Raw genomic sequence first — 23202 nt, 5'->3', positions numbered from 1 at the left:
AGATGGGGAAAATTCGCAAACTCGATGACCAACTCTCTAACTTAATTGCGGCAGGAGAAGTAGTAGAGCGTCCTGCTTCAGTCGTAAAAGAACTTGTGGAAAATTCTATCGATGCGAATAGTACATCTATTGAAATCCACTTAGAAGAAGCTGGTTTATCGAAAATTCGCATCATTGATAATGGAGATGGCATTGCAGAAGAAGATTGCATCGTAGCTTTTGAACGACATGCGACAAGTAAAATTAAAGATGAAAACGATCTGTTTCGCATCAGAACACTCGGTTTCCGTGGTGAGGCATTGCCGAGTATCGCCTCAGTTAGTGAATTAGAATTAATCACTAGCACAGGTGATGCACCTGGTACACACCTTATTATTAAAGGTGGAGACATTATAAAACAAGAAAAAACAGCGAGCCGAAAAGGAACAGATATTACAGTACAAAACTTATTCTTTAATACACCAGCTCGTCTAAAATATATGAAAACCATTCATACAGAGCTTGGGAATATTACAGATATTGTGTATCGTATTGCAATGTCACATCCAGAAGTATCGTTAAAGCTGTTTCATAATGAAAAAAAATTGCTTCATACGTCAGGTAATGGTGATGTAAGACAAGTACTTGCATCGATTTACAGCATTCAAGTTGCGAAGAAACTTGTTCCGATTGAAGCTGAATCTTTAGATTTCACAATTACAGGCTATGTAACATTACCAGAAGTAACGAGAGCATCTCGAAATTATATGTCAACAATCGTAAATGGCCGTTACGTTCGAAACTTTGTATTAATGAAAGCAATTCAGCAAGGATATCATACATTACTGCCAGTCGGACGATATCCAATCGGATTTTTATCGATTGAAATGGATCCAATGCTTGTTGACGTTAACGTACATCCTGCGAAATTAGAAGTTCGTTTTAGTAAAGAACAAGAATTGCTAAAGCTTATCGAAGAAACATTGCAAGCTGCATTCAAAAAAATACAGCTCATCCCAGATGCAGGTGTAACAACGAAGAAAAAAGAAAAAGATGAAAGTGTGCAAGAACAATTCCAGTTTGAGCATGCGAAGCCGAAAGAATCATCCATGCCGGACATCGTTTTACCGACTGGTATGGATGAAAAACAAGAAGAACCGCAGGCTGTGAAACAACCAGCACAACATTGGCAACCACCGAAGCAAGAATGGCAACCACCACAGTCGCTAGTAAGAGAAGAGCAAAGTTGGCAAACATCTACTAAACCGATAATGGAAGAACCGATTCGAGAAGAAAAATCGTGGGACAGTAACGAAGAGGATTTTGAACTAGAGGAATTAGAAGTAGAAGTTCAGGAAATAAAAGAGATTGAAATGAACGGTAATGACTTACCACCGCTTTACCCAATTGGACAAATGCATGGAACATATATTTTTGCTCAAAATGATAAAGGCTTATATATGATTGATCAACATGCTGCGCAGGAACGTATCAACTATGAATATTTCCGTGATAAAGTAGGAAGGGTAGCGCAAGAAGTACAAGAACTACTTGTACCGTACCGTATTGACTTATCTCTTACTGAATTTTTACGTGTCGAAGAGCAGCTAGAAGAACTGAAAAAAGTTGGTCTATTCTTAGAACAATTCGGCCATCAATCTTTTATCGTCCGCTCGCACCCAACGTGGTTCCCGAAAGGACAAGAAACAGAAATTATCGATGAAATGATGGAGCAAGTCGTCAAACTAAAAAAAGTTGATATTAAAAAATTACGTGAAGAAGCAGCTATTATGATGAGCTGTAAAGCATCGATTAAAGCGAATCAATATTTAACGAACGATCAAATATTTGCTTTACTTGAAGAACTTCGTACAACAACAAACCCATACACATGTCCGCATGGAAGACCGATTCTTGTGCATCATTCTACTTATGAATTGGAGAAGATGTTTAAGAGGGTTATGTAGAGTGATGTCCAAAGAGAAAAAAGATCGCTACTGAGAAAAAAGATTGCTACTGGAGAGAAAAAAGTCCGCTACCAGTTATTTGAAACGGTTTGAAAATGCCTAGTATTATTGATATGTGTTAAAAGAAAAATAAAATGAATATGTATTGGTAATGTTCTTTTCAATTATTTTGATAAAATATTGAGAGAAATAAAAAGGAGCGATAGTATAAAATGTACACTATAGAATAGACACTTGAAAAAGTCTATTCTATAGGGCATTTCTTGTATAATAAAAGGAAAATCGGAATCTAATAAGAAATTATCTTATGATTGTTTCGCAGTTGTAGCCTTGAAATAAATTTGTATTTACATAACCACCTAATTGTTTATCAAGACAGATAAGTGGACATTTTTTAGTAGCTAATATGTACAAATCAAATTGGCGAATCCTGATATAAACTAAAAAGATATCTATTATTTATATATATTTTGAAAATGTTTGTCCCTTGGTAAAATTAATTATTTTTCCAAGGGGGGTAATTGTATGAGATCTACAGCTGACGTAATCCTTAACATATTTAAGAAAAAGTTAACAGAAATATATAAGACAAATAAGGTCAGACAATCAAATGTTTAATGGCTGTAGTTATAGCGGAATTTTTTGATACAAATAAGAAAAATGATGATTATCTAAGCACCTGTAGGAACAGGAAAATCATTAGCAACGTTAGTGCCGATTTAAATGGAATGGAAAAGAAAAACACCTATTTTCATTAATAGGTGTTTTCTTGCAAAAGTATCTTATAAATTAAAAGAAAGGTATTTCATTATTTTAATTTTATTCTTCTAAACTTCATAATCATGATCACAGTCTCTACAGTGTTTACGTTTGCAACAGAAATTATTACAATCAGGTGAATTTACAGAGACTACGTTAATTTTGTTAATAGCAATACGTGCTAATCCAGGGAAACAATCAAAATCTGAAAGGATTATTACATTGTTACCTTGGAATCCTTGGAATGTTGCACTAGTAGGCGGCTGACAATCGTACTGAATAACAAGACAAGTTCCAGGCGTTAATGCTCTTAAAAATTGTAACAATTCTGGGCTACCGTTATTGTTGTTATTTTGATTCTCTTCTCTTCTAGGCTGCTCTCTATGACTATTACATCTGTTAAAGTCACAACCTCCACCAAAACCAAACCCCATAATATGACCCCCTTTCGTTCGTTAATATATCCTATGCTCGTCTAAAAGGGATTGTGAGGGGATATAAGTCTAGTTTTATATGAATTTTTTATGTAGTTTAAAAATTGGTCTTATATATTATATTTTGTTAATTTTAGTGTGATTCCTACTTTTCTCATAACTTTTGACCAGGAAAGGGAATAGATGAGTGAATTGAAGAATGAAAAATATAGCATAAATAGCATTAAGAAAGAGAGGGATGTTTTTTAGGATCCTCTAATAATTAATTTTTGTAACGTATGAAACAGCTTGTATATTTTAAACATTAGTTCTGTTTTTTATGTAAAAGGGGCCAAGAAATAGCTTGTAGTTTTATTTCTTGGCATGGGTGTTTGGAACATTTGGATGCTGTTCCTTACAGTATTATATGTTTGTACGAAGAAAAGGTTTGTTATTATTATTTAATTTAATAAAGAAAAACACCTATTTTTAATCAATAAATGAATTTATAAATTTGTATTTTTTATATTTTTTTATGTTTATAGGAATGTGATCAAATTTCTCTTTTTATGGTAAATAAAAAAGAGCACACTTATTAGTGTGCTTTTAAATAGAAAGGTAGATTCCTATGAGCGGGGAATCTCCATACAATACTATATGCTTGTATAATTTAAAGGTGAATTTTTTTGAAGTTTAAAAAATAAATAAAGATTAATTAAGGTATGTTATATGTAATTCAAGATTTCTCTGTCAGTCAAATGTATGAAGAAACAAACAAATTTGTCTATATAAAATAACAAAAGATAAAAAAATAAAAAAGAAGCAGACTGCTCAAATACAATTTGAAACAATATTTATAAAGAAGTATTGATAACATATCAAAAAATATATTTAGAGGTTACATGAAAGTAAATTATAGGTGGAGTTTAAGGATTAATAAATCCTTAATATTATCTTATGAATAGTGCGTAAATAAGCTTGTACATTTTGGGAAAAATTTATTTTATTTTTATGTAAAAGGGGCCAAGAAATAGTTTGTAGTTTTATTTCTTGGCATGGGTGTTTGGAACGCTTGGATGCTGTCCCTTACGTTATTGTATGTTTTATTTAATAATTGGTTTGTTATTATTGTTTATTTTAATAAAAAATACAAATGAAAAACACCTATTTTTATTAATAGGTGTTTTTCTTGCAAAAGTAAGCTTATAAATTAAAAGAATTTGTTTTCTGATTTTTTAATTTTTAGAATTCATATTCATCATCACAAAGACTGTGATGATGATCGCAATCTCTACATTTTTTGCGTTTACAGCAGAAACGGCTGCAATCAGGAGAATTTACAGAGACTACGTTAATTTTATTGATTGCAATACGTGCTAATCCAGGGAAACAATCAAAATCTGAAAGGATTATTACATTGTTGCCTTGGAACCCTTGGAATGTTGCACTAGTAGGCGGTTGACAATCGTACTGAATAACAAGACAAGTTCCAGGAGTTAATGTTCTTAAAAATTGTAACAATTCCGGGTTACCGTTATTGTTGTTATTATTTTGATTTTCTTCTCTTCTAGGCTGTTCTCTATGACTATTACATCTGTTAAAGTCACAGCCTCCACCAAAACCAAACCCCATAATATGACCCCCTCTCGTTCGATAGTATATCTTATGCTCGTCTAGAAAGGATGGTGTGAGTATATGAGTCTAGTTTAGCGTGGATTTTTTATCCAAATTAAATAATATAAAATATAGGTTCTGACAAATGTGAAAACTCCCTTACTAAAATTAATAAGATTTCGAAAATATTGATAAATAATTAATTTTGTTTTTTTATAACCAAAAAGCTAATTTGTAGGATACAATAAAAGAGAGATGGGTTTTGTTTTTAGGTATTAAAATGTATATTTAATGAAACAACGTTGTTTGTAAAAAAATAAGGAGCCTCTATGATGGCTCCTTATTTTTTATATACATCCAAACCCTTTATGTACATAAAGGATTTGGATGTATATTTTATTATATGGAATGAGGATATAAAGAGGTTGGGTCGGACTAAAGGTAATCTCCTATACAAAAGTTTACTGTATAAGTTATAATTTGACACCTCCTCGGCTAAAACCACAAACTGACTAACATTAGTGGGATTCTTGCTAATAAAGGCCAAGTCTATTTCTAGTATCGCTGATGTGTAAAAATGCGGTGTACCATCACCACTCCGTATCCAGTGCATATAGCAAATATGGCACATGTTCTATTACCAAACGAGTCAGATTTTGAGTTCTCAAATGTGTTTTAGCATCTTGTGCTTGACAGCTCAATACATTTTACGAAGTAGAAGAATTTGTTACACCAACCTTGTATTCTATTTTCAGAGAAAAAGGTTGTTTTAGAGAGTTTTACTTGTCTATTATGAAAATTATATCATTTCAAATGTTCGACATACAGAACGTACCTTCTGTGTTTTAGTTGTACATCGCATTTGACCTAACTCCCATCCCGCCCCTAAAGGGAGTTAGTGGGCTGTCCCATTTTGAAAATCTGTAAATCAAATATCCAATGCCTATGAGCATTAAAAATATAGTTTTAATTAAAAGTGGAAATTAAGAAGAAAATCTATACTCGATAATTTAAGCAGCATATAAATATTAAGTAACTTTTTATTTACAGTAATATAAGACAAGCTTAGAGAAGGGGGACTATGCATAGAAGAACTTCGTGAATTAAATAATAAGATACAACAATTAAAATTAGATCAAAAAGAGATGCAACATGATATAAGAGTTTTAGAATCAAGGATATTGGTAAATGAAAAGGAGATTTTAACTATCAATAAACAACTAGAAAAAATAAGTGCTAATACTACGTGGGTGTTGCGTTTAATCATAGGTGGATTGTTAACTGTATTACTTAGTATATTAATGAAAGGCTTTTTATAAAAATAGATTAGTATTTAAATTTTGGTTCTGTCTGAAGGTAATGACCGTTTCTTACATGACCTGTCCAATTAGTAAAGAATTGTTTCCATGAGACACTGTTAAAAAATGAATCTATGGATTGAGTTTCAGAATTCCAATCTAAAATTAAGAATGGAGCATTTCCTAGTTGCCAAATACCTCTGTTATTATCAGTTCCTATCTCTCGTATCAATAATAAGGGAAGTCCATATTGATAACCCATAGAAGGTTCGATTTGTGAAAAAGGAGTTCCTTCTCAAAATGGTTCTACAGGTTGAAATGCTCCTACGTTTGTTTTAACTCCTTGGATGAAAAATCTTTGGAAGTTTATTGCTATTAAACCATAGCTGGATAATATCATTCGTCGTATACTTGTCAATGGGGATTCCGGGTATTGATCACTTCGCGGTATAGTACGAGGGAATAAAAGAGCTTGTTCAATTTCTAAGATGAGTCGATCCAAACATTGTTGTAATTGATTTAAAGTATTTACTGTGCTTAAAAATACAGGTATTCGAAAAGCCTGATCAATAGCTTCTTGTAATTTTATAGAATTAAATACTCCTTCGTTAGTGTTTACATAAGGCTTACCATTGGTAGTTTCCATTAGCATAACTCCTTTGTAACATTAAATGATTTTACCAATAATATATGCAAGATTAGAACAAGTGATTGGATAAAGATGGTGTTTATTGTATATAAATAGCAAGATTATATGAAAAATGGATTTAAAGGAGAAGTAAGAAATACATGTAGATAGATTTATTTTGCTCTTAATATTGAGAGGAAGAATTATAGAAATTCTAAATTTAGAAAATTATAATATAAAAGTAAAACAGAGTGATATATATCACTCTGTTTTACTTTTATACCGCGGGTAAATTATAGGTGGAGCTATTGGTGGAGTTTAAGGATTAATAAATCCTTAATATTATCTTATGAATAGTTTGTAAATAAGCTTGTACAATTTGAAAAAAATTATTTTAATTTTTTATAAAAAGTGCCAAGAGATAGTTCGTAGTTTTATCTCTTGGCACGGGTGTTTGGAACGCTTGGATGCTGTCCCTTACATTATTGTATGTTTGTATTTATTAATTGGTTTGTTACTATTGTTTATTTCAATAAAAAATACAAATGAAAAACACCTATTTTTATTAATAGGTGTTTTTCTTGCAAAAAGTAAGCTTATAAATTAAAAGAATTTATTTTCTGATTTATTAACTTTTAGATTTCATATTCATCACAAGGACTGTGATGATCGCATTTTTTACGTTTACAGCAGAAACGGCTGCAATCAGGAGAATTTACAGAGACTACGTTAATTTTATTGATTGCAATACGTGCTAATCCAGGGAAACAATCAAAATCTGAAAGGATTATTACATTGTTACCTTGGAACCCTTGGAATGTTGCACTTGTAGGTGGTTGACAATCGTACTGAATAACAAGACAAGTTCCAGGAGTTAATGTTCTTAAAAATTGTAACAACTCTGGGCTACCGTTATTGTTGTTATTTCGATTTTCTTCTCTTCTAGGCTGTTCTCTATGACTATTACATCTGTTAAAGTCACAGCCTCCACCAAAACCAAACCCCATAATATGACCCCCTTTCGTTCGTTAGTACATCTTATGCTCGTCTAGAAAGGATGGTGTGAGTATATGAGTCTAGTTTAGCGTGGATTTTTTTATTAAAATTCAAAGTTCACCAGACATGGTATTATTTTAGATAATATTTGATATCATTAATTTTTATATAACATGAGGATTTATTTATAAGAGCAAAAAAAGAAGAGGGATATCTTCCCTCTTCACCAATAAAATCAAACATATTTACAATTAAGGAAGGGCATACATTCATCAAGTAATGAAAGGAACAATAATAGTTCACCTAGTGAATTATAACATAAAACAACTTCTGTTTATAGGTAATATTACCATTAATGGAAATATTGTTACAACTTTGTTAAGTACCTTAATATTAAAAGGCTTTATTAATATGTAAATAGAATGTGGGTAGTGTAGGGATAAAATAAAATAAAAGGGGGATTTATATTATGTTTACCAAAAAACAAAGGTTAGTAACGAGTGTAACAGCTTTAACATTAGGATGTGGATTTACTGTCGGATTATCACCAGTTTTTGCAGAATCTAATCAGAATTCTGTCAAGTAGCAAGCCTGTTCATTCTATTCAAAAACAAGAACAAGATCCTTTTACTGGATATGTTATCTCGGTAGACAACAATTATTTGGTAGTTGCTGCCACTTCTACAAAGGATGAAGCACTTGCTTATCAAAATGATTGGTGGGAGTTAGTTTCTCAGAATAAGATCTTAAGAGTGCCTATTTCCAATACCGAACAATACAAATTAGGTGAAAAATTAAATGTATATGCAGTTGGTTGGACTGCATCATTACCACCAATTGCTGTTATGCCTACAATAGAAAAATTAGCTGATTAAATAATTATAGAAAACAAAGGCGTATTTTCTGTGTTTAAATTATCAATTTACCATAGTTTACAATTATGTAAAGATGGAACCAATTTAGTTTTTCTTTAAAACTGACAGCTAATAAAAATTTAAAGAGCATTTTGTTGTAGTTGTTAACAAGAAGAAAGCCAATTTTTAATCTAATTGGCTTCTTTTAAATCTATACTCTTTTTCATTTATTATTTTATCATATCATTAACATTTGTATAGAATTGAAAACGGAAAATTCAGACATGTAGAACCGTTTTGATGAGATGAATTGTAGGTCTAAGTGAAAGAATGTACATTAATTAAAATTTCATGTAAGTAGTTTGCGTAAATATTGAATTAAAAACTGTCATCAGGATAATGTGAGCATCAATAGCCTACTTATGGGCATTGACGGAGATACAAATAACAAAGAGGAATTGAAGTACTGGTAGAATTTATTAAACGAAATGAGGTGAGAGCAACATGAGAGAAGTTGCGAAAAAAGTACAAATGATACGTTTACAGGAGGAGCGTTGTGAGCTTCAAATAGAAGTAGAACAGTATAGTGCCGAACGGTGTAAAATAGAAAGAGAGTGTATCAAATCAGAAAAAAATATAGCTGAAAAACAAACTCAAAAGTTTCAAACGACAGAAGCAACATGGGATATTAAATGTAAAAAAGCAGTACAATTATTTAATCAAGGAGAAGAATATCCAACTATTGCAAAAAAACTGAGGTGCAATGTGAGTAGTTTGTATAGAGAGCTCAAGAAACGTGGCGTATTGCAAATGCCAAAGCAAGTAGCAGCATCTAAATCATTAAAATCATCCGCAATATCAACACAAACAAAAAAATCGAATTTCGAACGATATAAAGAATATTATATGTACAAATAGAAGATTTCATGGCTAGAATTCTATACCTGATTCTTTAGTATTAACAAGGTCAGATTATAAAGGGAACAATGAAAACTTTTTTGTTATAGAAGATAAGGCCTATTGGAACTTATATAAAACACTTTCAGAACATATTTTAGCGGTTTACTGTTGGATTAGCCATATGATACACAGTATTTTAATTAACATTGTTCAAGTCGAAGCAAGACATCCTATAGTGTCTTTTCTTGTTATAAACTCATTTCTCACACTTGTCTCTATTGCTTTTCATAGAATAATTTAGAGGAGGATTATACATGATTACAACTGCTAAATTAGTAAATTGGAGAGAACATGGAGATATGATTATTCTAGAGTGTGAATTAAATGGGAAACACTTTGACATATCGACATATAAAGAACGTTTATACAATGTTCACCTTTTAAAAATGGAGGTATACGTTCGTTTAGATATACATGGTAAATTAATTGGAATAGATATTTAAGCCAATAAAAAATAATTAATAACATCTAATCAATAATATGAATGTAACGGATTTACCGAAAGAATTCTTCTTGCTCAACCGTATGAAGTAAGAAAATAGAGTGTGAAAACTAGGCCATTCGGTCCCTGCGTACAAGATTAACCTTGCCAAAAGAGCTTCTCAGTGTTTCACTTCAAACTTTTTTAAAGCTCTCTAATAAAAACTAACGGGATATTAGTAATAAATTGATAATATCAATAACTTTTTGATCATCTATTCTACAATAAATCCGTTTACCTTTACGTTCACTAGTGATAACCTTACCCTTAGTAAGTTTTTGTACGTGTTGTAAAATTTCATTTTCTGAAATATGTATTGCAGCACTTAAATCAGGAATTGTCAAAGTGCCACTTATAATCAATTCGCGCACAATTAATAAACGAATGGAACTACTCAATAATTCTAAGATTTCAACACTCCTTTCGTAATAATTATAGTTCATATTAAAATTACTAGACATAACACGTAGCCTCCTAAGACTCTTATAAATAGGGGTTAAAATATCTTAACGTAAATACAAGTGATATATTCCTAAAAATTTTTACAAAAATACAATAAATTAAAAATACAAGAACAAACTTAATGTATATTTATTTTTTATCAATACCACTTATGTATAAATATGTTAAAATAATATATGGAAGATTGAAGATATATTTGTGATTTTTAAAAGCGATGTTATTAAAAGTATGGTGGTTCAAGTCGGAGAAAGGCACTCTAGAGTGCCTTTTCTTTATATAAGAAGCATGGAGAGGAATATTTCATAATATATATTTACTAGTGTGGAATTGACATAAAGTTACGATACATATAAAAAAGATGAGCTGTTTAAAATAAAATTGCGATATTTCTAAAAAAGTTATGATAATATCCCTTTAGATTTGTTCCTCCAAAGGGATATTTTTTATTCTAGGGCGTTTATTATTTTTAAAAGAACCATCTCAATTAATTCTTAAAAACATAAGGTAAAGAGAACCCATTAAATCAAATGATGCAAGTATCACAGGTAGCTTTGCTTGGAAAGGAATTGTGTCTTATGATGAAGCAAGGTATAAGATTGTCTTAGAGATACTTACGGATAAAAAATTAAATTGGAAAGTAGGATTCCAATCCTTTAGTTATCCAAGATGGGGTATCTACAATCAAAATGCCCGTGCATTATATAATAGAGAGCCAATACAAAATTGGAGTTCAAATTTTATAACGTTACTTGGGGATGTTGCACACGTAATACTTCATAATCAAGGCCAAGGTGCGGATATAGCAATAGAAGATGCCGGGCACAGGTTGAAGCTTTACGAGAAGCTGATACAATTCCGGAAACATTGCAAAACTATGAGTCAAAAGGAAAGCCAATAACAGTACGATATTAAAAAGTTTCTTGCCGTCTTCCAGCAGAGCAAAAGCATTTTCAGAAAAGTTATTTTGTAAGCATAAAAATAGGAGTGCTTGACCAGAGCACTCCATATCACTAATAAGAATACCTTTAAAAGTATATGAGACCTTTTTTGGGTAAATATGTTTTAAAATAATATCCGTATTCAAATAGGAAAGGTCGCCTGGGAAAGCGATCTTTGACCAAAACGCATAGTAAAAAGTGAGTATCTGGCAGCAATATATCGTATGTATATTTTTAGTGCATGTGCAATTTTAGTGTAAATTTATATATATATATGCGAAAAAAGCATGCACAATCTTTGTGCATGCGTAATAAAAAGCTATGTCCTGTCTATATAAATATATGCTTGTTTTATACAAAATGTGAGTATATTTAAAATAAAGATTTGACGATAAATAATAAGAGCACATTTGTATATGCGCTCTTAGAAAGGTAGGTAGACTATATGACTATTTGATTACCATACAATAATATATGCTTGTCCAGTTAAAATGTGCATAGTATTAGAAGATTTCATAGAAGAGCCTTATATACCTTTAGGTGAAGGAGAAACAAATGAAGTATTTAACCATTTCAAAAAATCTCTTGAACCTAACATCCAGTACTGAGTACATGACAATTATGCCTATGATTGAAGAAGGACCTGGTATGTCAATTTTACTGTAACTTGTTTTAGGTAGATGTTCGTATAATATTATAACAAAATCAATCTTACCACCAGTTGTACGTAAAATATGTATGTTATATAAAGATAAAAGGGGTTTATCGATAGCAAGTAAATATTTTCTTTAATTTGTTATTGGAGGGTATAATAATCATTAAGATTTCTTTTTTTAAACATTTCCAAAACTCATCCCAAAACCCATATTAAATACAGAGCTGCCTATTCACTATCTATTAAAAAATCTAGGTGATACAATAAACGAAAAAATAAGCAGGAGGTTTAGGTATGAAAGAAGTGTTAGATGTTGAAGCATATTTAAAGAAAATGAAGAACCAGAAAATAAATTATGACAAAGTATTAAGAAAAATGATTAAAGATTGGGAAGCAAAGAACGACAGACCAAAAGTATTACTGCATTCATGTTGTGCTCCTTGTAGTACCTCTTCACTGGAATTTCTTGCAGAACATGCAGATGTTACAATCTTCTTCTCAAACTCGAATATCCATCCAAAAAGTGAATATATGCGCCGCTCTAATGAACAAAAGATTTTTGTAGAAAAGTTCAATGACCGTACAGGGCATACAGTAGGGTTTATTGAAGATGACTATCGTTCAAATGTATTTTTTAAAATGGTTAAAAAAAGGTTTAGCAGAAGAGCCAGAAGGTGGACTTCGTTGTGCAGCCTGCTTTGATATGAGATTGGATCGTTCAACTGAGGTAGCACAAGAAAGAGGATTTGATTACTTCGGTAGTGCGATTACTCTTTCTAAAAATAAAAATAGTCAATTAATAAATGAACTTGGAGTTGGTGTGCAACAAAATTATGATTCACGTTATTTACCAAGTGATTTCAAAAAAGGAACGGATATCAATGTTCAATTGAAATGTGTAATGAATATGATGTTTTCCGTCAATGTTATTGTGGATGTTCATTTGCCGCAGAGAAACAAGGCATAGATTTACGATCAGTGAACAAAGATGCAATAAATTATCTAAAAGAAAATAATCTTAGTTTGAAAAAAATATTTAAATGTAACTGAAAAAAAGTAAAAACTCTATTATTTAGAGCTTATTTAAAAATTTATGTAAAACAAGCGGTTGTAGAGTTACATTGTATGGAAAAACTTTAATTTTAGATATAAGGTATGGATATTTTCCATACCTTTTTAATTTTTTTATTTGTAAATGAAGTATAGAGTAACGACTACTCATTTTAATGTATGTAATTTATGAGGAATTTGAAACAGCTCTAACACAATGGCTTGTGTTAGTTGCATAAAAAATAAAGAGCACCCTATAAGGCGCCCTATGACTAATACTGAGGTGACTATGTATATTGTATGTACCTTAGCAAAAAAAGTGAATAAAAGTAACGCTTGTTTTTAAACGCTCATGAAAACGAGAGTACTCTTGCTGGTAAAGAGTACATTACATTATATGTAAGTTTTTTGAGATACGAAACATGTAATAAAAACTCATTTTAAAAAGGGCCTGTTGCGAGAGTACGCCCTTTTAGGAAAAATTAATAGTAAAGTTTACGTTGAGGTCACTTATATAATATTAAATACAATTCATTACTTCTATATGTTGAATGTTGAAAAAATTATATGTACTAAAAAAGCACCTTACACAAGTGCTCTTTTTAGGGAGGGTCATATGAATGAAAAAGCTTTCACCTAATTATTATATGCTTATACTTTTAAGTGGTGACAAGCTAAAAAAAGAAAAAGAGCAGTTAGGGTAGACTAACTGCTCAATACAGAAAAGAAAAGAAAAGAAAAGAAAAGAAAAGAAAAGAGAAGAAAAGAGAAGAAATACTGGGACAAATTAAATGAATTATGGCTTATCGCCTATGTATAGTATGCGTTTATTATTTAGAAATATTCAGATGAATCGAAATGAAAAAAGAGTAATCTTGACCAAGACTAATTCCAGGAATGAATAGTCAAATAAACCGATTACTGTTGTTTAATTTTACTCCTTGGTGATATTTGCTACAGTGCTTATTTAACTTGTATTTACTAATACAAGTTAAATAAGCTTTTTAGAAAGGATAATTGGTTTTCTGTATTTTCAATTATTTTATTGCGAAATACGTGCCTAGAGCGGTATTTGTATTTAATTGTGTTACGATAGTTATATAGTAGCAAGTATTGAAAATATATAAAAATTGGGGGCGTTTTCATGTATAACCTACAAGGAGATACGTATGAACAATTAAAAGTAAAAAAGGGGGACTGCACCATATTTTTAAAGAGTGGAGTTCCGATACGCGGGAAAATTGTTGCAACAGATAAATTTACGGTTCTTATGATGGTTCAGGGTAAGCGACAACTGGTTTACAAACAAGCGATTTCCACAATTATCAGATAACTCTTTTTGTTTTTTGAAGGAGAAAGGCAAAAACAAAAATAAAAAAAGAAGATTGAGATCAATCTTCTTTAAAAAGGAATAGATGACAGAATACTACCCAGCTCTTAATCAATTGTAAGTAAGTACAGAGAGATATTCAACCATTTTTGAATTTTCTCAATATTAATTGTTTCATTATCAAATTATAATATAAGTAATTCTTTTTATTATTATATGTTTGTTCTTTCCTGTTGCAGCATCCTTGTTATAGGGATGCTCTTTTTTGTATTACAAATCCAAAATAAAAAAGATAAGATCAGAGAGTAGGATCTTATCTTTTTCATAAGGAGAAAAAGTCAAAGACTTTCTTAATATTTATAATATTACATCCCTTGCTTAACTTCTATATAAAACTTAGATTTACCATCTGTTTCTATATTGAGAAACAAATTAAAAAGTATGTTATAAATCATTCGAAAATCCAATGCTGCAGCTGAAGCTATGAAAGAAGATTAAGTATTCTTTATTTTATATACTCACTAACTAGTATGAAGAAGCAAAATAGGGGGAAACTATGGAATACTTAACGATAATTTAGGGGGACATGAAATGAAGCATGAAACAAAAATAAAAATTGGAGATTACGTTCAATTTTTATATCGTAAAAATCCGAGTTTACAATTAACAGGATTTGTAGTAAATGTTCTGCAAAATACAATTGTTGTAGATATTACAGAAATGATGGATATTGAAGTAGATGATGTTAGGCAAGTTGTAAGGCATGGTTATTATAATAAAGCGGATCCTAAGCAAATAAAGAATCATATTTCATAAAAAGTGATCCTAAATTCATTTAGAATCACCTTTTTTAATGAAGGAAATCTCTACACTTATTTTATAGTATAAAAATTTTCGTAGTCCTAATTTTCTCCTCTATTTAAAAGAGTATATATCTATAAAGTTCAGGTTAGATTTTTTATCCTTGTGCATTAACAAAGGAATTTAAGATTATATTAATCTAATTATGTATAAAAACCCCTTTTAATACATATTTTTCATCACATTTTTTATTTTCTTTCTAACTTTTCCTTTGCTTTGAGAGGAAGTTTTACTTCCGTAACTTCCTCCCAAGATTCAACAGTTTTTTCCACATCTGAGTAGTATACACGTAGAAATGCATTTTTACGTAAGTTTTTACTTGCCCTAACTTCTAATTGTTTTTCTTCGCCATTATTGTCAAAGGCGGTTAATTTATAAATATATGCCTTTCCTATAGCAAGGCCATCTATAGATTTCTTAACACCTTCTTCGCCATTTTTTGTAATCTGAACATAAAACTGCTTTTTTTCGCTAAAGATTAAATTGTAGCTCACTAACAATGTGATAAACAACACCAAAATGGTAGTTAATATAATAGAGTATTTTATATTACTCACCTCGCTATTTAAATATCAATATTTAATGTAGCTTGTTTATTCTAAAATAAAAATTTAATAACCTTACAGAAACATTACATTTTTGTAAGGTTTAAAAAGAATATATTAGAAATTGCAAAATTGGCTTCTTAAGAAGGATGATTCCCGTGTTTTTCTGTAATTATAAAAGTTCCTATTTATAGAAGTTTTTTATTCGATTATCGATCTTAAAAAGAAAGAACTTAAAAAGAGGTTAAACAGGTATATAGCATAATCGATAACTTGAATATTTAGTAGATACTTAATTAAATCAGTTACATCAATTATCTCAAAAATAAATTCTTATATGTTTATATTAAAATTATATATTAAATTTTAATATTACAAAATTGTAATGTTTATGTAAGGTTTTTAGATTTCTTAATTAGAAGCAAGAGCTTAACCTATACATATAAACAATATGAGGTGAAGTAATTGAAAAGAATTATTATATTTATAAGCATTTTCGCTGTATTTACTAGTTTGCTAGTTGGATGTAGTTTAAATCGTTTTGGAACAGATAAATATTATGTTCATATCACTGTTGATGGAAAAGAAGGAGTTGCAAAATCCATAGAGGGTGAAGTAATGGGGAAGGAATTTACATATAATTTAGTAGGTTTTGATGAAAATGGTAAGGAAAAAGAGTTAGAATTTAAGGCCCAAAAAAATCTTCGTAAACAAGCTTTTCTTCTCGTATACCACTCTGAAGAAAAAGGTGTAAAGTCCTGGGAAGAAGTACAGAAAGAGGACCTACCTGCAAAAGTGAAAGAGAAATTTAATGTAAAATAAACAATAGAAATAGGCATTTAATATCCACATTATACAATATGTATTTTTATATTTATTCAAAATGAGTATTGGAGATAGGACAAAGGTTTTAGAAAAAAATTTGGTTACTTGGAGAACATACAGGAATATAACTAGTATGCAGGTAGAATAGTATTGTATTGCTAAAAAACATGGATAAAAGGATATCTTAGGAGCGATGGCTATGTATAAAATTTTGATTGTTGAGGGGGATGTTAACTTTTCATCTACATTAAAAATATATTTAGAACAGGATAATAGTGAAGTAGTAATTGTTAATAACTTTGAAAAATTGATGGGATATTTATATCCATTTCATCCATATATAGTAATTTTAGGAGCAGAAGATGATTGTTTAATCCCACCTTTTATTTATGGAGTAATAGTAGCAAAAATAAAAAGATATTTGTGTCGTGAATATGATGAATTTGTTTTAAATCCACCAGAACGCTTTATAAAGGTAGAAGAATTAATATTCTACCCAGAAAGGTTAGAGATCCACTTAAAAAAAGGCGAGTTACTTTAACTTATAATGAAACAATTATTACAGAAATCCTTTTTAGTCAATATCCACGCACTGTGACACATAAAGAGTTATCATCTGCAATTCAGAGAAATGAAGGATGAAAGTCGAGTCAAGTCTGTTACTACCACTGTATCTCCGTTACGTAGAAACTCTAACATACGATTTAACTCAAGACGATCTCGCTTGGTTCCTGCTACTTTTTCAAAAAACATACGCTCGCACCCAGCCTCTTTTAGTTGTTGTTCCTGGCGATCTAAATTTTGATCAATTATAGATACTCGCATATATCCAAATTTCATATAATTCCTCCTTTTTTCAGTTTTATTGTATCAAAAATGTTCTAAAATAGATATTGTTACAAATTAATTTTGTTACATATTTTTGTTACACTAAGATTGCTAGCTTGCTTAACTTTATAACTCACTAACAATGACTGTAACAAAAATGGTCGTTTTTGTTACAGTGAAAACGGTGTGATGGTAATAGATTTGTAAATTCTAACTCGTTTTTCATTACCTTGTTCTCTTCAGAAAAAACAAAAACGAATCCACTATATTTGTGGATTCGTTTTGACAATTTAAAAAAGAATGTTTTTAATGGCGAAGAATTGCAATTTATTTTCATATGACCCCTATTTTTCTTTTGGTTTCCATATCCCATGTAGTAAAATATAATTGGATGGGAGTCCAATACATTTTGTGAAAATTGAAGTGGGTATCAATCCGGAGAAAGGCATTCGTTAGGGTGTCTTTTCTTTCTATTCAAAATAATATATACTTATCTCGGTATACTTCATTATCGCGATTAGCTTGGAAAACTAATCGCTTACCATGGACCTTTAGCTCAGATGGTTAGAGCAGACGGCTCATAACCGTCCGGTCGTAGGTTCAAGTCCTACAAGGTCCACTTATTATCAATTCTTATTTTCTCAAAAACTAATAAATAGATATATGACATAATTAATTCGAAGCTGTTGTATTTGTTATGGTTAGCTTGGAAAACTAACAACTTATCGAATTTCATCAATAAAGAAAAGGTGCTCATTTGAGTGCCTTTTCTTTATACCATGGATCAGGAGCAAACCGTTTAGTTGGATAATTAACTTCATAGTAATACATTCATCCCTCCACTAGCAAAACAGGAAAAGCTTATTCTCCCCCCTAATAAAGGTAGAAAAAATCTCCATCCACTTAAAATTTTATAGCGCCCCTAGAACGAAAATTTGTGTTAGCTTGTAACAAAAAAGCACATTTTTTCGTTTTAGGGTTGATCTGTTTTCTTAACTTAATAAAAAAATCCACTTTCTCATGAGGGTAATCACTTAGCGCCCAAAATTCACGTTCTTTACTTTGGACTCTTATAAATATTAAACGAATTTGAATTCGTTAACGATATGATAAGGCTTGTTTTCCCAATGCATCCCAAGATTGAATGAAAGTTTCTTGGTTTACCTTATGCGCTTTTTTCCCGCTTAAAGGATCATTAATATAAATGTACCCATCCTCAAAACCTATAAGTACAACGGCGTGTAAATCCAGAGGAGCTGTGATTTGTTTGTTCCCATGTTTCCAAGACTCCCATCTATCCGGAACTTTGTAATCCCCGGTCGTCCAAACCACTACAGGTTTATCCATTTTGATTTGAGCTAGCACATCATTGAAAGCTTCTCCTGTTAAGTTCACTGTGCGATTTGGAAGATAACGTTCCATCAATTCTTGTAACGGTTGGACGTAGACAGCATATCCCTTAGTTTTACCCGTTATATCTCCAACGAACCCTTCTTTAGGATTCCCCCATTGAATGATGTCTCCGTTTTTATTCATAGACAGCGGGGTAGTATCTTTTTTGATACTGTTAGCTAACTGCATTTTATTCACTTTAATACCAGCGTACTGTAATACCATCGCTAAGCTCGTAACTTCGCATCCGTATTTCAATTCAGGTTTTTGAGATATTAATGGCACGTCTAAAATGACCTTTTCTTGGAGTGAAGGAGCTGGGGATTGAAGTGGTTCATTTTGGAATGTGTTTTTTTTATATTTTTTGTTAATTTAACATTTTCATGTCCAACGTTAGACCCATGCTTTTCAACTGGATATTGTTTTGTAGAACAGCCCGCTAAAATTGAAAGCAGGACATACAAAATTAGAAGTCTTTTCACGTCATTCACCTTCTTTATGTATTTCGATACATGTCATAATATCTCATTAAATATCATTTTTTATGAATTGTGTGCTTTAATTTCTCATAAAAATATTCAATACTAATGTAACTGATAGTAGGGTATAACCGAAATACGTGTAAAAACGAGGCGTAGTAGGGGTTTGTGTAGTAACAGAACAGAAACGGCAATAACCTACATTTTCGCTTCGGCATAGTTGAAAATAGAGTTTTTTCATCAAAAAAATAAATATCTTACTGATTAAAAACTCAATATTTATTAAATTTATCAAAAACAGTTGTTATTGTTAATTTGATTACGATAATAGTTTTGATAACGTAGTATTAATATATTTAAGCTTTATTTAACACAGTTTTTATCATTATCAAAAACCCTGATTTTTGATAACACAATTAAGTCCTATTGCCGTTCTTGTTCCATTACTACACAGACCCCTAGTATATGCAATATGTACCTAATAATAATTTACCCATATGGGTTCAAATGTTTTTATTGAAAATTGTAAGTTCTAGAAGTATCATATACATATTCAAACATTTGAAGGTGTATATGATACTTCTGGATCTTTAATTAAAAATAAGTAGGTGTTTTAATGGGAAATGAAATGCAACAATTTAAAGCTGATTTTTTTAAAGCCTTATCACATCCTTTGCGAATAGGTATTCTAGAACTATTGTCAGAGGGTGAAAGAAGTGTAAATGAAATTCAAACCATCCTTAACAAGGAAGGTTCAGCTGTTTCTCAACAGTTAAGTGTACTACGTTCAAAAAACATTGTTGTTGGTACGAAAGATGGAAAACGAGTTTTATATTCTCTACGAGACCCTATGATTGTGGATTTACTGGTAGTTGCGCGGAAAATTTTTAACAACCATTTAATCGATACGATTTCAATGTTAGAAGAACTAGATGAAACAGAACTTGAAATGATAGTTAAGGAGGGTTAGGTTGAGCATTGAAGTTAAGAAAGAAGATATCATCCAACATGGGATTGAAATTTTCCACTCAATAGGAGCTCATCATGTTTGTAAAGTTTGTATTAAAAGTGGGAATTCTTGTTGTTTTTCATGCCAGCATTTACAAGATGGCGTTGGATGTCAAAAAAGAAATACAGCTTGTACAGCTTGGCTATGTGGGATTCAAGGTTTTTTATTCGATCAAATTGGATTATTAGATGAATGGAATCGTTTTTGGAGTGAAATCCCAGGACAGATGTTTCGTAGAGATATGACTCCAGATAAGGTAAGGATTACATCATTTATTGATACGAAGAAGCTAGATGGTCGAGCCGGAGAACTTCTAGCGGAAAGGTTGAAATCCTACGTACAACAAGGGGAAGATATAGGTAAATTAGAGCGTCATTTAAGCAAAACGTATAGTAAATATTAGGCTGGTGTTTTTCTTTTGTGATAATGAAAATCTCCTGTATAAGGGGAAGAGAAATGCATTTGTAGTCCAGATTTATTATAAAGGGAAAAGAAGGGTTTGAAATGAAAGGATTATTTACAGGAAGGTTTGAAGGATATTCATTGGGACATTTTCAAAAGGATCTTCTGTCAGGAATGATTGTCGGAGTTGTAGCGATACCACTTGCTATGTCTTTTGCAATAGCCTCTGGTGTTAAGCCAGAGTATGGAATTTATACAACATGTATTGCCGGAATACTCATTTCGCTATTGGGTGGTTCAAAGTATCAAATTGGAGGACCTACAGGTGCCTTTGTCCCAATTCTTTTAGGAATTGTCATTACCTATGGATATGAAGATTTACTACTTGCTGGTTTATTAGCTGGAATTATTTTATGTCTTATGGGAGTTTTTAAACTAGGATCTTTAATTAAGTTTATTCCACGTCCTGTAACAATTGGTTTTACGTCAGGTATTGCCGTCATTATCTTTACGGGACAAATTGCTAGTTTTTTAGGTCTAATAGGTATAAAAAAGCATGAGGAATTTATAGCAAACCTGCAGGAAATCTTCACTCATATCGGTACTATCAATATTTACAGTGTTATAACTGCTTTGATTTGCTTTTTTGTTATACTCATAACACCAAAAATTTCACCTAAAGTACCTGGTTCATTAGTAGGTGTTGTAATTTCAACTATCATTGCAACTGTATTTTTCTCAGGTCATGTGCCTACTATTGGTACAGCATATGGCACGATTCCAAATACACTTCCTCAGTTTGATATACCAGAAATCACCTTAGAGCGTATCAAACAGTTGATTGGCCCTGCATTTGTTATTGCAATGTTGGGTGGTATTGAATCTCTTTTATCCGCTGTCGTGGCAGATGGTATGACAAATAGTAAGCACAACAGTAACAAAGAGCTGATTGGTCAGGGCATTGCCAATATTATTACCCCGTTATTTGGAGGGATTCCGGCAACTGGAGCGATTGCCCGCACAGCAACCAATATTAAGAGTGGAGCTACATCTTCGATGTCAGGAATTATTCACGGGGTATTTGTGTTATTCACACTTCTACTATTAGCTCCATACGCTTCGCATATTCCACTTGCTAGTATGGCTCCCATTTTAATGGTGGTAGCTTGGAACATGAGTGAGCAAAAACATTTTATTCACATACTTAAAATGAAGACAGGGGATTCTCTTGTATTACTTGTAACATTTCTACTGACTGTATTTACAAGTTTGACAACAGCTGTGGAAATTGGACTTATTTTAGCTGTTATTTTATTTACAAAACGTATGAGCAACATGCTTGTCATATCTAAAGTGCTTCCTGATCATACAAGGAAGCATGAAAAATTGTTACCACATGTGGTAAATAAAGCTCATGATTGTCCACAAATAAGCATTTACACAATAGAAGGGCCATTATTCTTTGGGGCTGCTCAAACATTTGAACAAAACATTTTAGCGACCATTCATTATAAACCCAAAGTTTTAATTTTGCGTATGGGAAAAGTTCCTTTTATTGATACAACAGGAGAGTCTTACTTTAGGAATATTGTTCAGCATTTTAAAAACCAAGGTGGCGTACTTCTCATTTCAGGAATTCAATCAGAGCTAAAAGCAACACTAGATAAGAATAGATTGTACGCTGAGATTGGAGAAGAAAACTTTTTTGATCATACTGGAGAAGCCATCAACTATGCTTTAGGACATTTGAATACAAAAAAATGTATAGGGTGTAAGCATTTCGCTTTTCATGAATGTATCGAGCTTTCTCAGCAATCTCAGGAAGCAAATACAATAAAGAATAAAGTGAATGCATTAGATTTATAAAAAATTCACTTCACATACAAAGTTTGTTTGATTTGACCTACTCTTTTAATTATTTTATTGAAAAATAGAGAAGGAGAAAGTTTACTTTGGAGAATGCGGAGAAGATTTTTACAAGGTGTGAACAAGAAGGTTTTTCATACATCCAACAAATGATCATCAAACAGCAAGAAGAGAATATCTTCCTTACATTTCAATGTAAAACAGATTGTACGAGTAGTGTTCTTTCCAAAGATGATAAAGAGAATTATGAAGAAAGCGTGTCATTTTTTTCTTGTGTTTCTGGTGGTGTAATTGTATGGGGAATAGATTCAAGTAAAAACACAGATGGTGTGAACAGGGCTGAGAAAATACAACCTATGTCTAATGGAAAGACGTTTTTAACGAAATTAAATGGTTTGTTTTCGAAAGACATTCCAGCTATACAGCCAGATGTTAAAAATATTTACATTCCATTCCCTAAAGAAAAGAACAAAGGGTTTGTAATCACATATGTTCCAGGGAACGATTATTTGTTAAACCTGGATAACTATTACACAAAAACTAGGGGTAGCTTTGTAAAGATGATGGGACAGATTCTTTTAAATGATGTGTTAAAAAATAGAAAACTATGA

At 31.4% G+C, this 23202-nt stretch carries 20 protein-coding genes, 1 tRNA gene and 4 pseudogenes; 17 read left to right on the top strand and 8 right to left on the bottom strand.

What is annotated here, in order from left to right; all coding sequences use genetic code 11:
* Nucleotides 1-2: 2 nt before the first annotated feature.
* A complete protein-coding gene (gene mutL, locus JFU02_RS10130) occupies nt 3-1946 on the top strand; it encodes a DNA mismatch repair endonuclease MutL (protein ID WP_061666407.1) in 1944 nt (647 codons plus the stop codon).
* 827 nt (nt 1947-2773) lie between these two features.
* Here mutL and JFU02_RS10125 read toward each other — a convergent pair.
* On the bottom strand, nt 2774-3139 hold the full coding sequence (locus tag JFU02_RS10125) for a hypothetical protein (RefSeq protein WP_201071012.1): 366 nt from the start codon (nt 3137-3139) through the stop codon (nt 2774-2776).
* A 1221-nt stretch (nt 3140-4360) separates the two neighbouring features.
* Entirely contained in the window at nt 4361-4750 is a 390-nt protein-coding gene (locus tag JFU02_RS10120) for a hypothetical protein (RefSeq protein WP_201071010.1), read from the bottom strand.
* Nucleotides 4751-5817: 1067 nt separating this feature from the next.
* Between JFU02_RS10120 and JFU02_RS10115 the strand changes: the two genes are divergently transcribed.
* Nucleotides 5818-6051 (top strand): hemolysin XhlA family protein, encoded by a 234-nt coding sequence (locus JFU02_RS10115; RefSeq protein ID WP_201072144.1) that lies wholly within the window; start codon nt 5818-5820, stop codon nt 6049-6051.
* A gap of 274 nt (nt 6052-6325) precedes the next feature.
* On the opposite strand, the gene JFU02_RS32125 is transcribed toward JFU02_RS10115, so the two are convergent.
* Both JFU02_RS32125 and JFU02_RS10105 read right to left on the bottom strand, forming a co-directional pair.
* A complete protein-coding gene (locus JFU02_RS32125) occupies nt 6326-6676 on the bottom strand; it encodes a hypothetical protein (RefSeq protein ID WP_242488082.1) in 351 nt (116 codons plus the stop codon).
* A 617-nt stretch (nt 6677-7293) separates the two neighbouring features.
* The gene (locus JFU02_RS10105; RefSeq protein ID WP_201071008.1) at nt 7294-7665 is read right to left on the bottom strand and encodes a hypothetical protein; all 372 of its coding nucleotides are present in this window, start codon (nt 7663-7665) and stop codon (nt 7294-7296) included.
* Between the two features lie 458 nt (nt 7666-8123).
* On the opposite strand from JFU02_RS10105, the pseudogene JFU02_RS10100 reads away from it, so the two are divergent.
* From JFU02_RS10100 to JFU02_RS10090, 3 genes and pseudogenes are all read left to right on the top strand, one after another.
* Nucleotides 8124-8529: pseudogene (locus tag JFU02_RS10100) on the top strand (DUF3221 domain-containing protein).
* Nucleotides 8530-9012: 483 nt separating this feature from the next.
* Nucleotides 9013-9426: a hypothetical protein gene (locus tag JFU02_RS10095; protein ID WP_201071007.1), complete on the top strand. Its 414-nt coding sequence runs from the start codon at nt 9013-9015 to the stop codon at nt 9424-9426.
* Between the two features lie 296 nt (nt 9427-9722).
* The gene (locus tag JFU02_RS10090; protein ID WP_201071005.1) at nt 9723-9911 is read left to right on the top strand and encodes a hypothetical protein; all 189 of its coding nucleotides are present in this window, start codon (nt 9723-9725) and stop codon (nt 9909-9911) included.
* Between the two features lie 202 nt (nt 9912-10113).
* On the opposite strand, the gene JFU02_RS10085 is transcribed toward JFU02_RS10090, so the two are convergent.
* Entirely contained in the window at nt 10114-10410 is a 297-nt protein-coding gene (locus JFU02_RS10085; RefSeq protein ID WP_201071003.1) for an ArsR/SmtB family transcription factor, read from the bottom strand.
* Nucleotides 10411-10940: 530 nt separating this feature from the next.
* On the opposite strand from JFU02_RS10085, the pseudogene JFU02_RS32120 reads away from it, so the two are divergent.
* The 5 genes and pseudogenes from JFU02_RS32120 to JFU02_RS10065 all read left to right on the top strand — a co-directional run.
* Nucleotides 10941-11099, top strand: a pseudogene (locus JFU02_RS32120) (leukocidin family pore-forming toxin); the annotation flags it as partial.
* 1199 nt (nt 11100-12298) lie between these two features.
* Nucleotides 12299-12706, top strand: coding sequence for an epoxyqueuosine reductase QueH (locus tag JFU02_RS32740; RefSeq protein ID WP_481748753.1), 408 nt, complete (start codon nt 12299-12301; stop codon nt 12704-12706).
* Entirely contained in the window at nt 12615-12971 is a 357-nt protein-coding gene (locus tag JFU02_RS32735) for an epoxyqueuosine reductase QueH (RefSeq protein WP_481748752.1), read from the top strand. Before JFU02_RS32740 ends, JFU02_RS32735 begins: the two co-directional genes overlap by 92 nt.
* A 1227-nt stretch (nt 12972-14198) precedes the next feature.
* Nucleotides 14199-14387 carry an RNA chaperone Hfq gene (gene hfq / locus JFU02_RS10070; protein WP_201071001.1) on the top strand — a complete coding sequence of 63 codons (189 nt, stop codon included), beginning with the start codon at nt 14199-14201 and terminating at the stop codon, nt 14385-14387.
* Between the two features lie 588 nt (nt 14388-14975).
* Nucleotides 14976-15200: a DUF2187 family protein gene (locus JFU02_RS10065; protein ID WP_201070987.1), complete on the top strand. Its 225-nt coding sequence runs from the start codon at nt 14976-14978 to the stop codon at nt 15198-15200.
* Between the two features lie 233 nt (nt 15201-15433).
* Here JFU02_RS10065 and JFU02_RS10060 read toward each other — a convergent pair whose 3' ends face one another.
* The gene (locus JFU02_RS10060; protein WP_201070984.1) at nt 15434-15802 is read right to left on the bottom strand and encodes a YxeA family protein; all 369 of its coding nucleotides are present in this window, start codon (nt 15800-15802) and stop codon (nt 15434-15436) included.
* Between the two features lie 453 nt (nt 15803-16255).
* Here JFU02_RS10060 and JFU02_RS10055 point away from each other — a divergent pair, with 453 nt between their 5' ends.
* Nucleotides 16256-16612: a YxeA family protein gene (locus tag JFU02_RS10055; protein WP_201070981.1), complete on the top strand. Its 357-nt coding sequence runs from the start codon at nt 16256-16258 to the stop codon at nt 16610-16612.
* A 202-nt stretch (nt 16613-16814) separates the two neighbouring features.
* Complete coding sequence (locus JFU02_RS10050) at nt 16815-17156, top strand: response regulator transcription factor (protein ID WP_201070978.1); 342 nt, start codon at nt 16815-16817, stop codon at nt 17154-17156.
* A gap of 98 nt (nt 17157-17254) precedes the next feature.
* Here the strand turns inward: JFU02_RS10050 and JFU02_RS10045 are convergent.
* Nucleotides 17255-17455 (bottom strand): annotated as a pseudogene (locus tag JFU02_RS10045) (recombinase family protein); the annotation flags it as partial.
* A gap of 533 nt (nt 17456-17988) precedes the next feature.
* Here JFU02_RS10045 and JFU02_RS10040 point away from each other — a divergent pair.
* Nucleotides 17989-18062, top strand: a tRNA-Ile gene (locus tag JFU02_RS10040).
* 479 nt (nt 18063-18541) lie between these two features.
* Here JFU02_RS10040 and JFU02_RS10035 read toward each other — a convergent pair.
* Nucleotides 18542-19317: pseudogene (locus tag JFU02_RS10035) on the bottom strand (C39 family peptidase).
* A gap of 613 nt (nt 19318-19930) precedes the next feature.
* On the opposite strand from JFU02_RS10035, the gene JFU02_RS10030 reads away from it, so the two are divergent.
* From JFU02_RS10030 to JFU02_RS10015, 4 genes are all read left to right on the top strand, one after another.
* Entirely contained in the window at nt 19931-20284 is a 354-nt protein-coding gene (locus tag JFU02_RS10030; RefSeq protein WP_201070976.1) for an ArsR/SmtB family transcription factor, read from the top strand.
* A 1-nt stretch (nt 20285) separates the two neighbouring features.
* Complete coding sequence (locus tag JFU02_RS10025; protein WP_061656829.1) at nt 20286-20726, top strand: hypothetical protein; 441 nt, start codon at nt 20286-20288, stop codon at nt 20724-20726.
* Nucleotides 20727-20827: 101 nt separating this feature from the next.
* The gene (locus JFU02_RS10020) at nt 20828-22591 is read left to right on the top strand and encodes a SulP family inorganic anion transporter (protein ID WP_201070973.1); all 1764 of its coding nucleotides are present in this window, start codon (nt 20828-20830) and stop codon (nt 22589-22591) included.
* An 86-nt stretch (nt 22592-22677) separates the two neighbouring features.
* Nucleotides 22678-23202, top strand: a complete 525-nt coding sequence (locus JFU02_RS10015) for a hypothetical protein (protein WP_201070970.1) — start codon at nt 22678-22680, stop codon at nt 23200-23202.

Source organism: Bacillus sp. TH13, assembly GCF_016651175.1.
GTDB classification, from domain to species: Bacteria; Bacillota; Bacilli; order Bacillales; family Bacillaceae_G; genus Bacillus_A; species Bacillus_A thuringiensis_S.
The sequence above is the reverse complement of the archived record's forward strand: the minus strand, read 5'-3'. Positions and strand labels throughout refer to the sequence as shown.

Bases quoted from the DNA above. Each gene is read 5' to 3' on its own strand.
- JFU02_RS32740 (WP_481748753.1), top strand. From the start codon at position 12,299: ATGAAAGAAGTGTTAGATGTTGAAGCATATTTAAAGAAAATGAAGAAC.
- hfq (WP_201071001.1), top strand. From the start codon at position 14,199: ATGTATAACCTACAAGGAGATACGTATGAACAATTAAAAGTAAAAAAG.
- JFU02_RS10085 (WP_201071003.1), bottom strand. From the start codon at position 10,410: ATGTCTAGTAATTTTAATATGAACTATAATTATTACGAAAGGAGTGTT.
- mutL (WP_061666407.1), top strand. From the start codon at position 3: ATGGGGAAAATTCGCAAACTCGATGACCAACTCTCTAACTTAATTGCG.
- JFU02_RS10090 (WP_201071005.1), top strand. From the start codon at position 9,723: ATGATTACAACTGCTAAATTAGTAAATTGGAGAGAACATGGAGATATG.
- JFU02_RS10120 (WP_201071010.1), bottom strand. From the start codon at position 4,750: ATGGGGTTTGGTTTTGGTGGAGGCTGTGACTTTAACAGATGTAATAGT.
- JFU02_RS10125 (WP_201071012.1), bottom strand. From the start codon at position 3,139: ATGGGGTTTGGTTTTGGTGGAGGTTGTGACTTTAACAGATGTAATAGT.
- JFU02_RS32125 (WP_242488082.1), bottom strand. From the start codon at position 6,676: ATGGAAACTACCAATGGTAAGCCTTATGTAAACACTAACGAAGGAGTA.
- JFU02_RS10105 (WP_201071008.1), bottom strand. From the start codon at position 7,665: ATGGGGTTTGGTTTTGGTGGAGGCTGTGACTTTAACAGATGTAATAGT.
- JFU02_RS10020 (WP_201070973.1), top strand. From the start codon at position 20,828: ATGAAAGGATTATTTACAGGAAGGTTTGAAGGATATTCATTGGGACAT.
- JFU02_RS10050 (WP_201070978.1), top strand. From the start codon at position 16,815: ATGTATAAAATTTTGATTGTTGAGGGGGATGTTAACTTTTCATCTACA.
- JFU02_RS10065 (WP_201070987.1), top strand. From the start codon at position 14,976: ATGAAGCATGAAACAAAAATAAAAATTGGAGATTACGTTCAATTTTTA.
- JFU02_RS32735 (WP_481748752.1), top strand. From the start codon at position 12,615: ATGACTATCGTTCAAATGTATTTTTTAAAATGGTTAAAAAAAGGTTTA.
- JFU02_RS10095 (WP_201071007.1), top strand. From the start codon at position 9,013: ATGAGAGAAGTTGCGAAAAAAGTACAAATGATACGTTTACAGGAGGAG.
- JFU02_RS10030 (WP_201070976.1), top strand. From the start codon at position 19,931: ATGGGAAATGAAATGCAACAATTTAAAGCTGATTTTTTTAAAGCCTTA.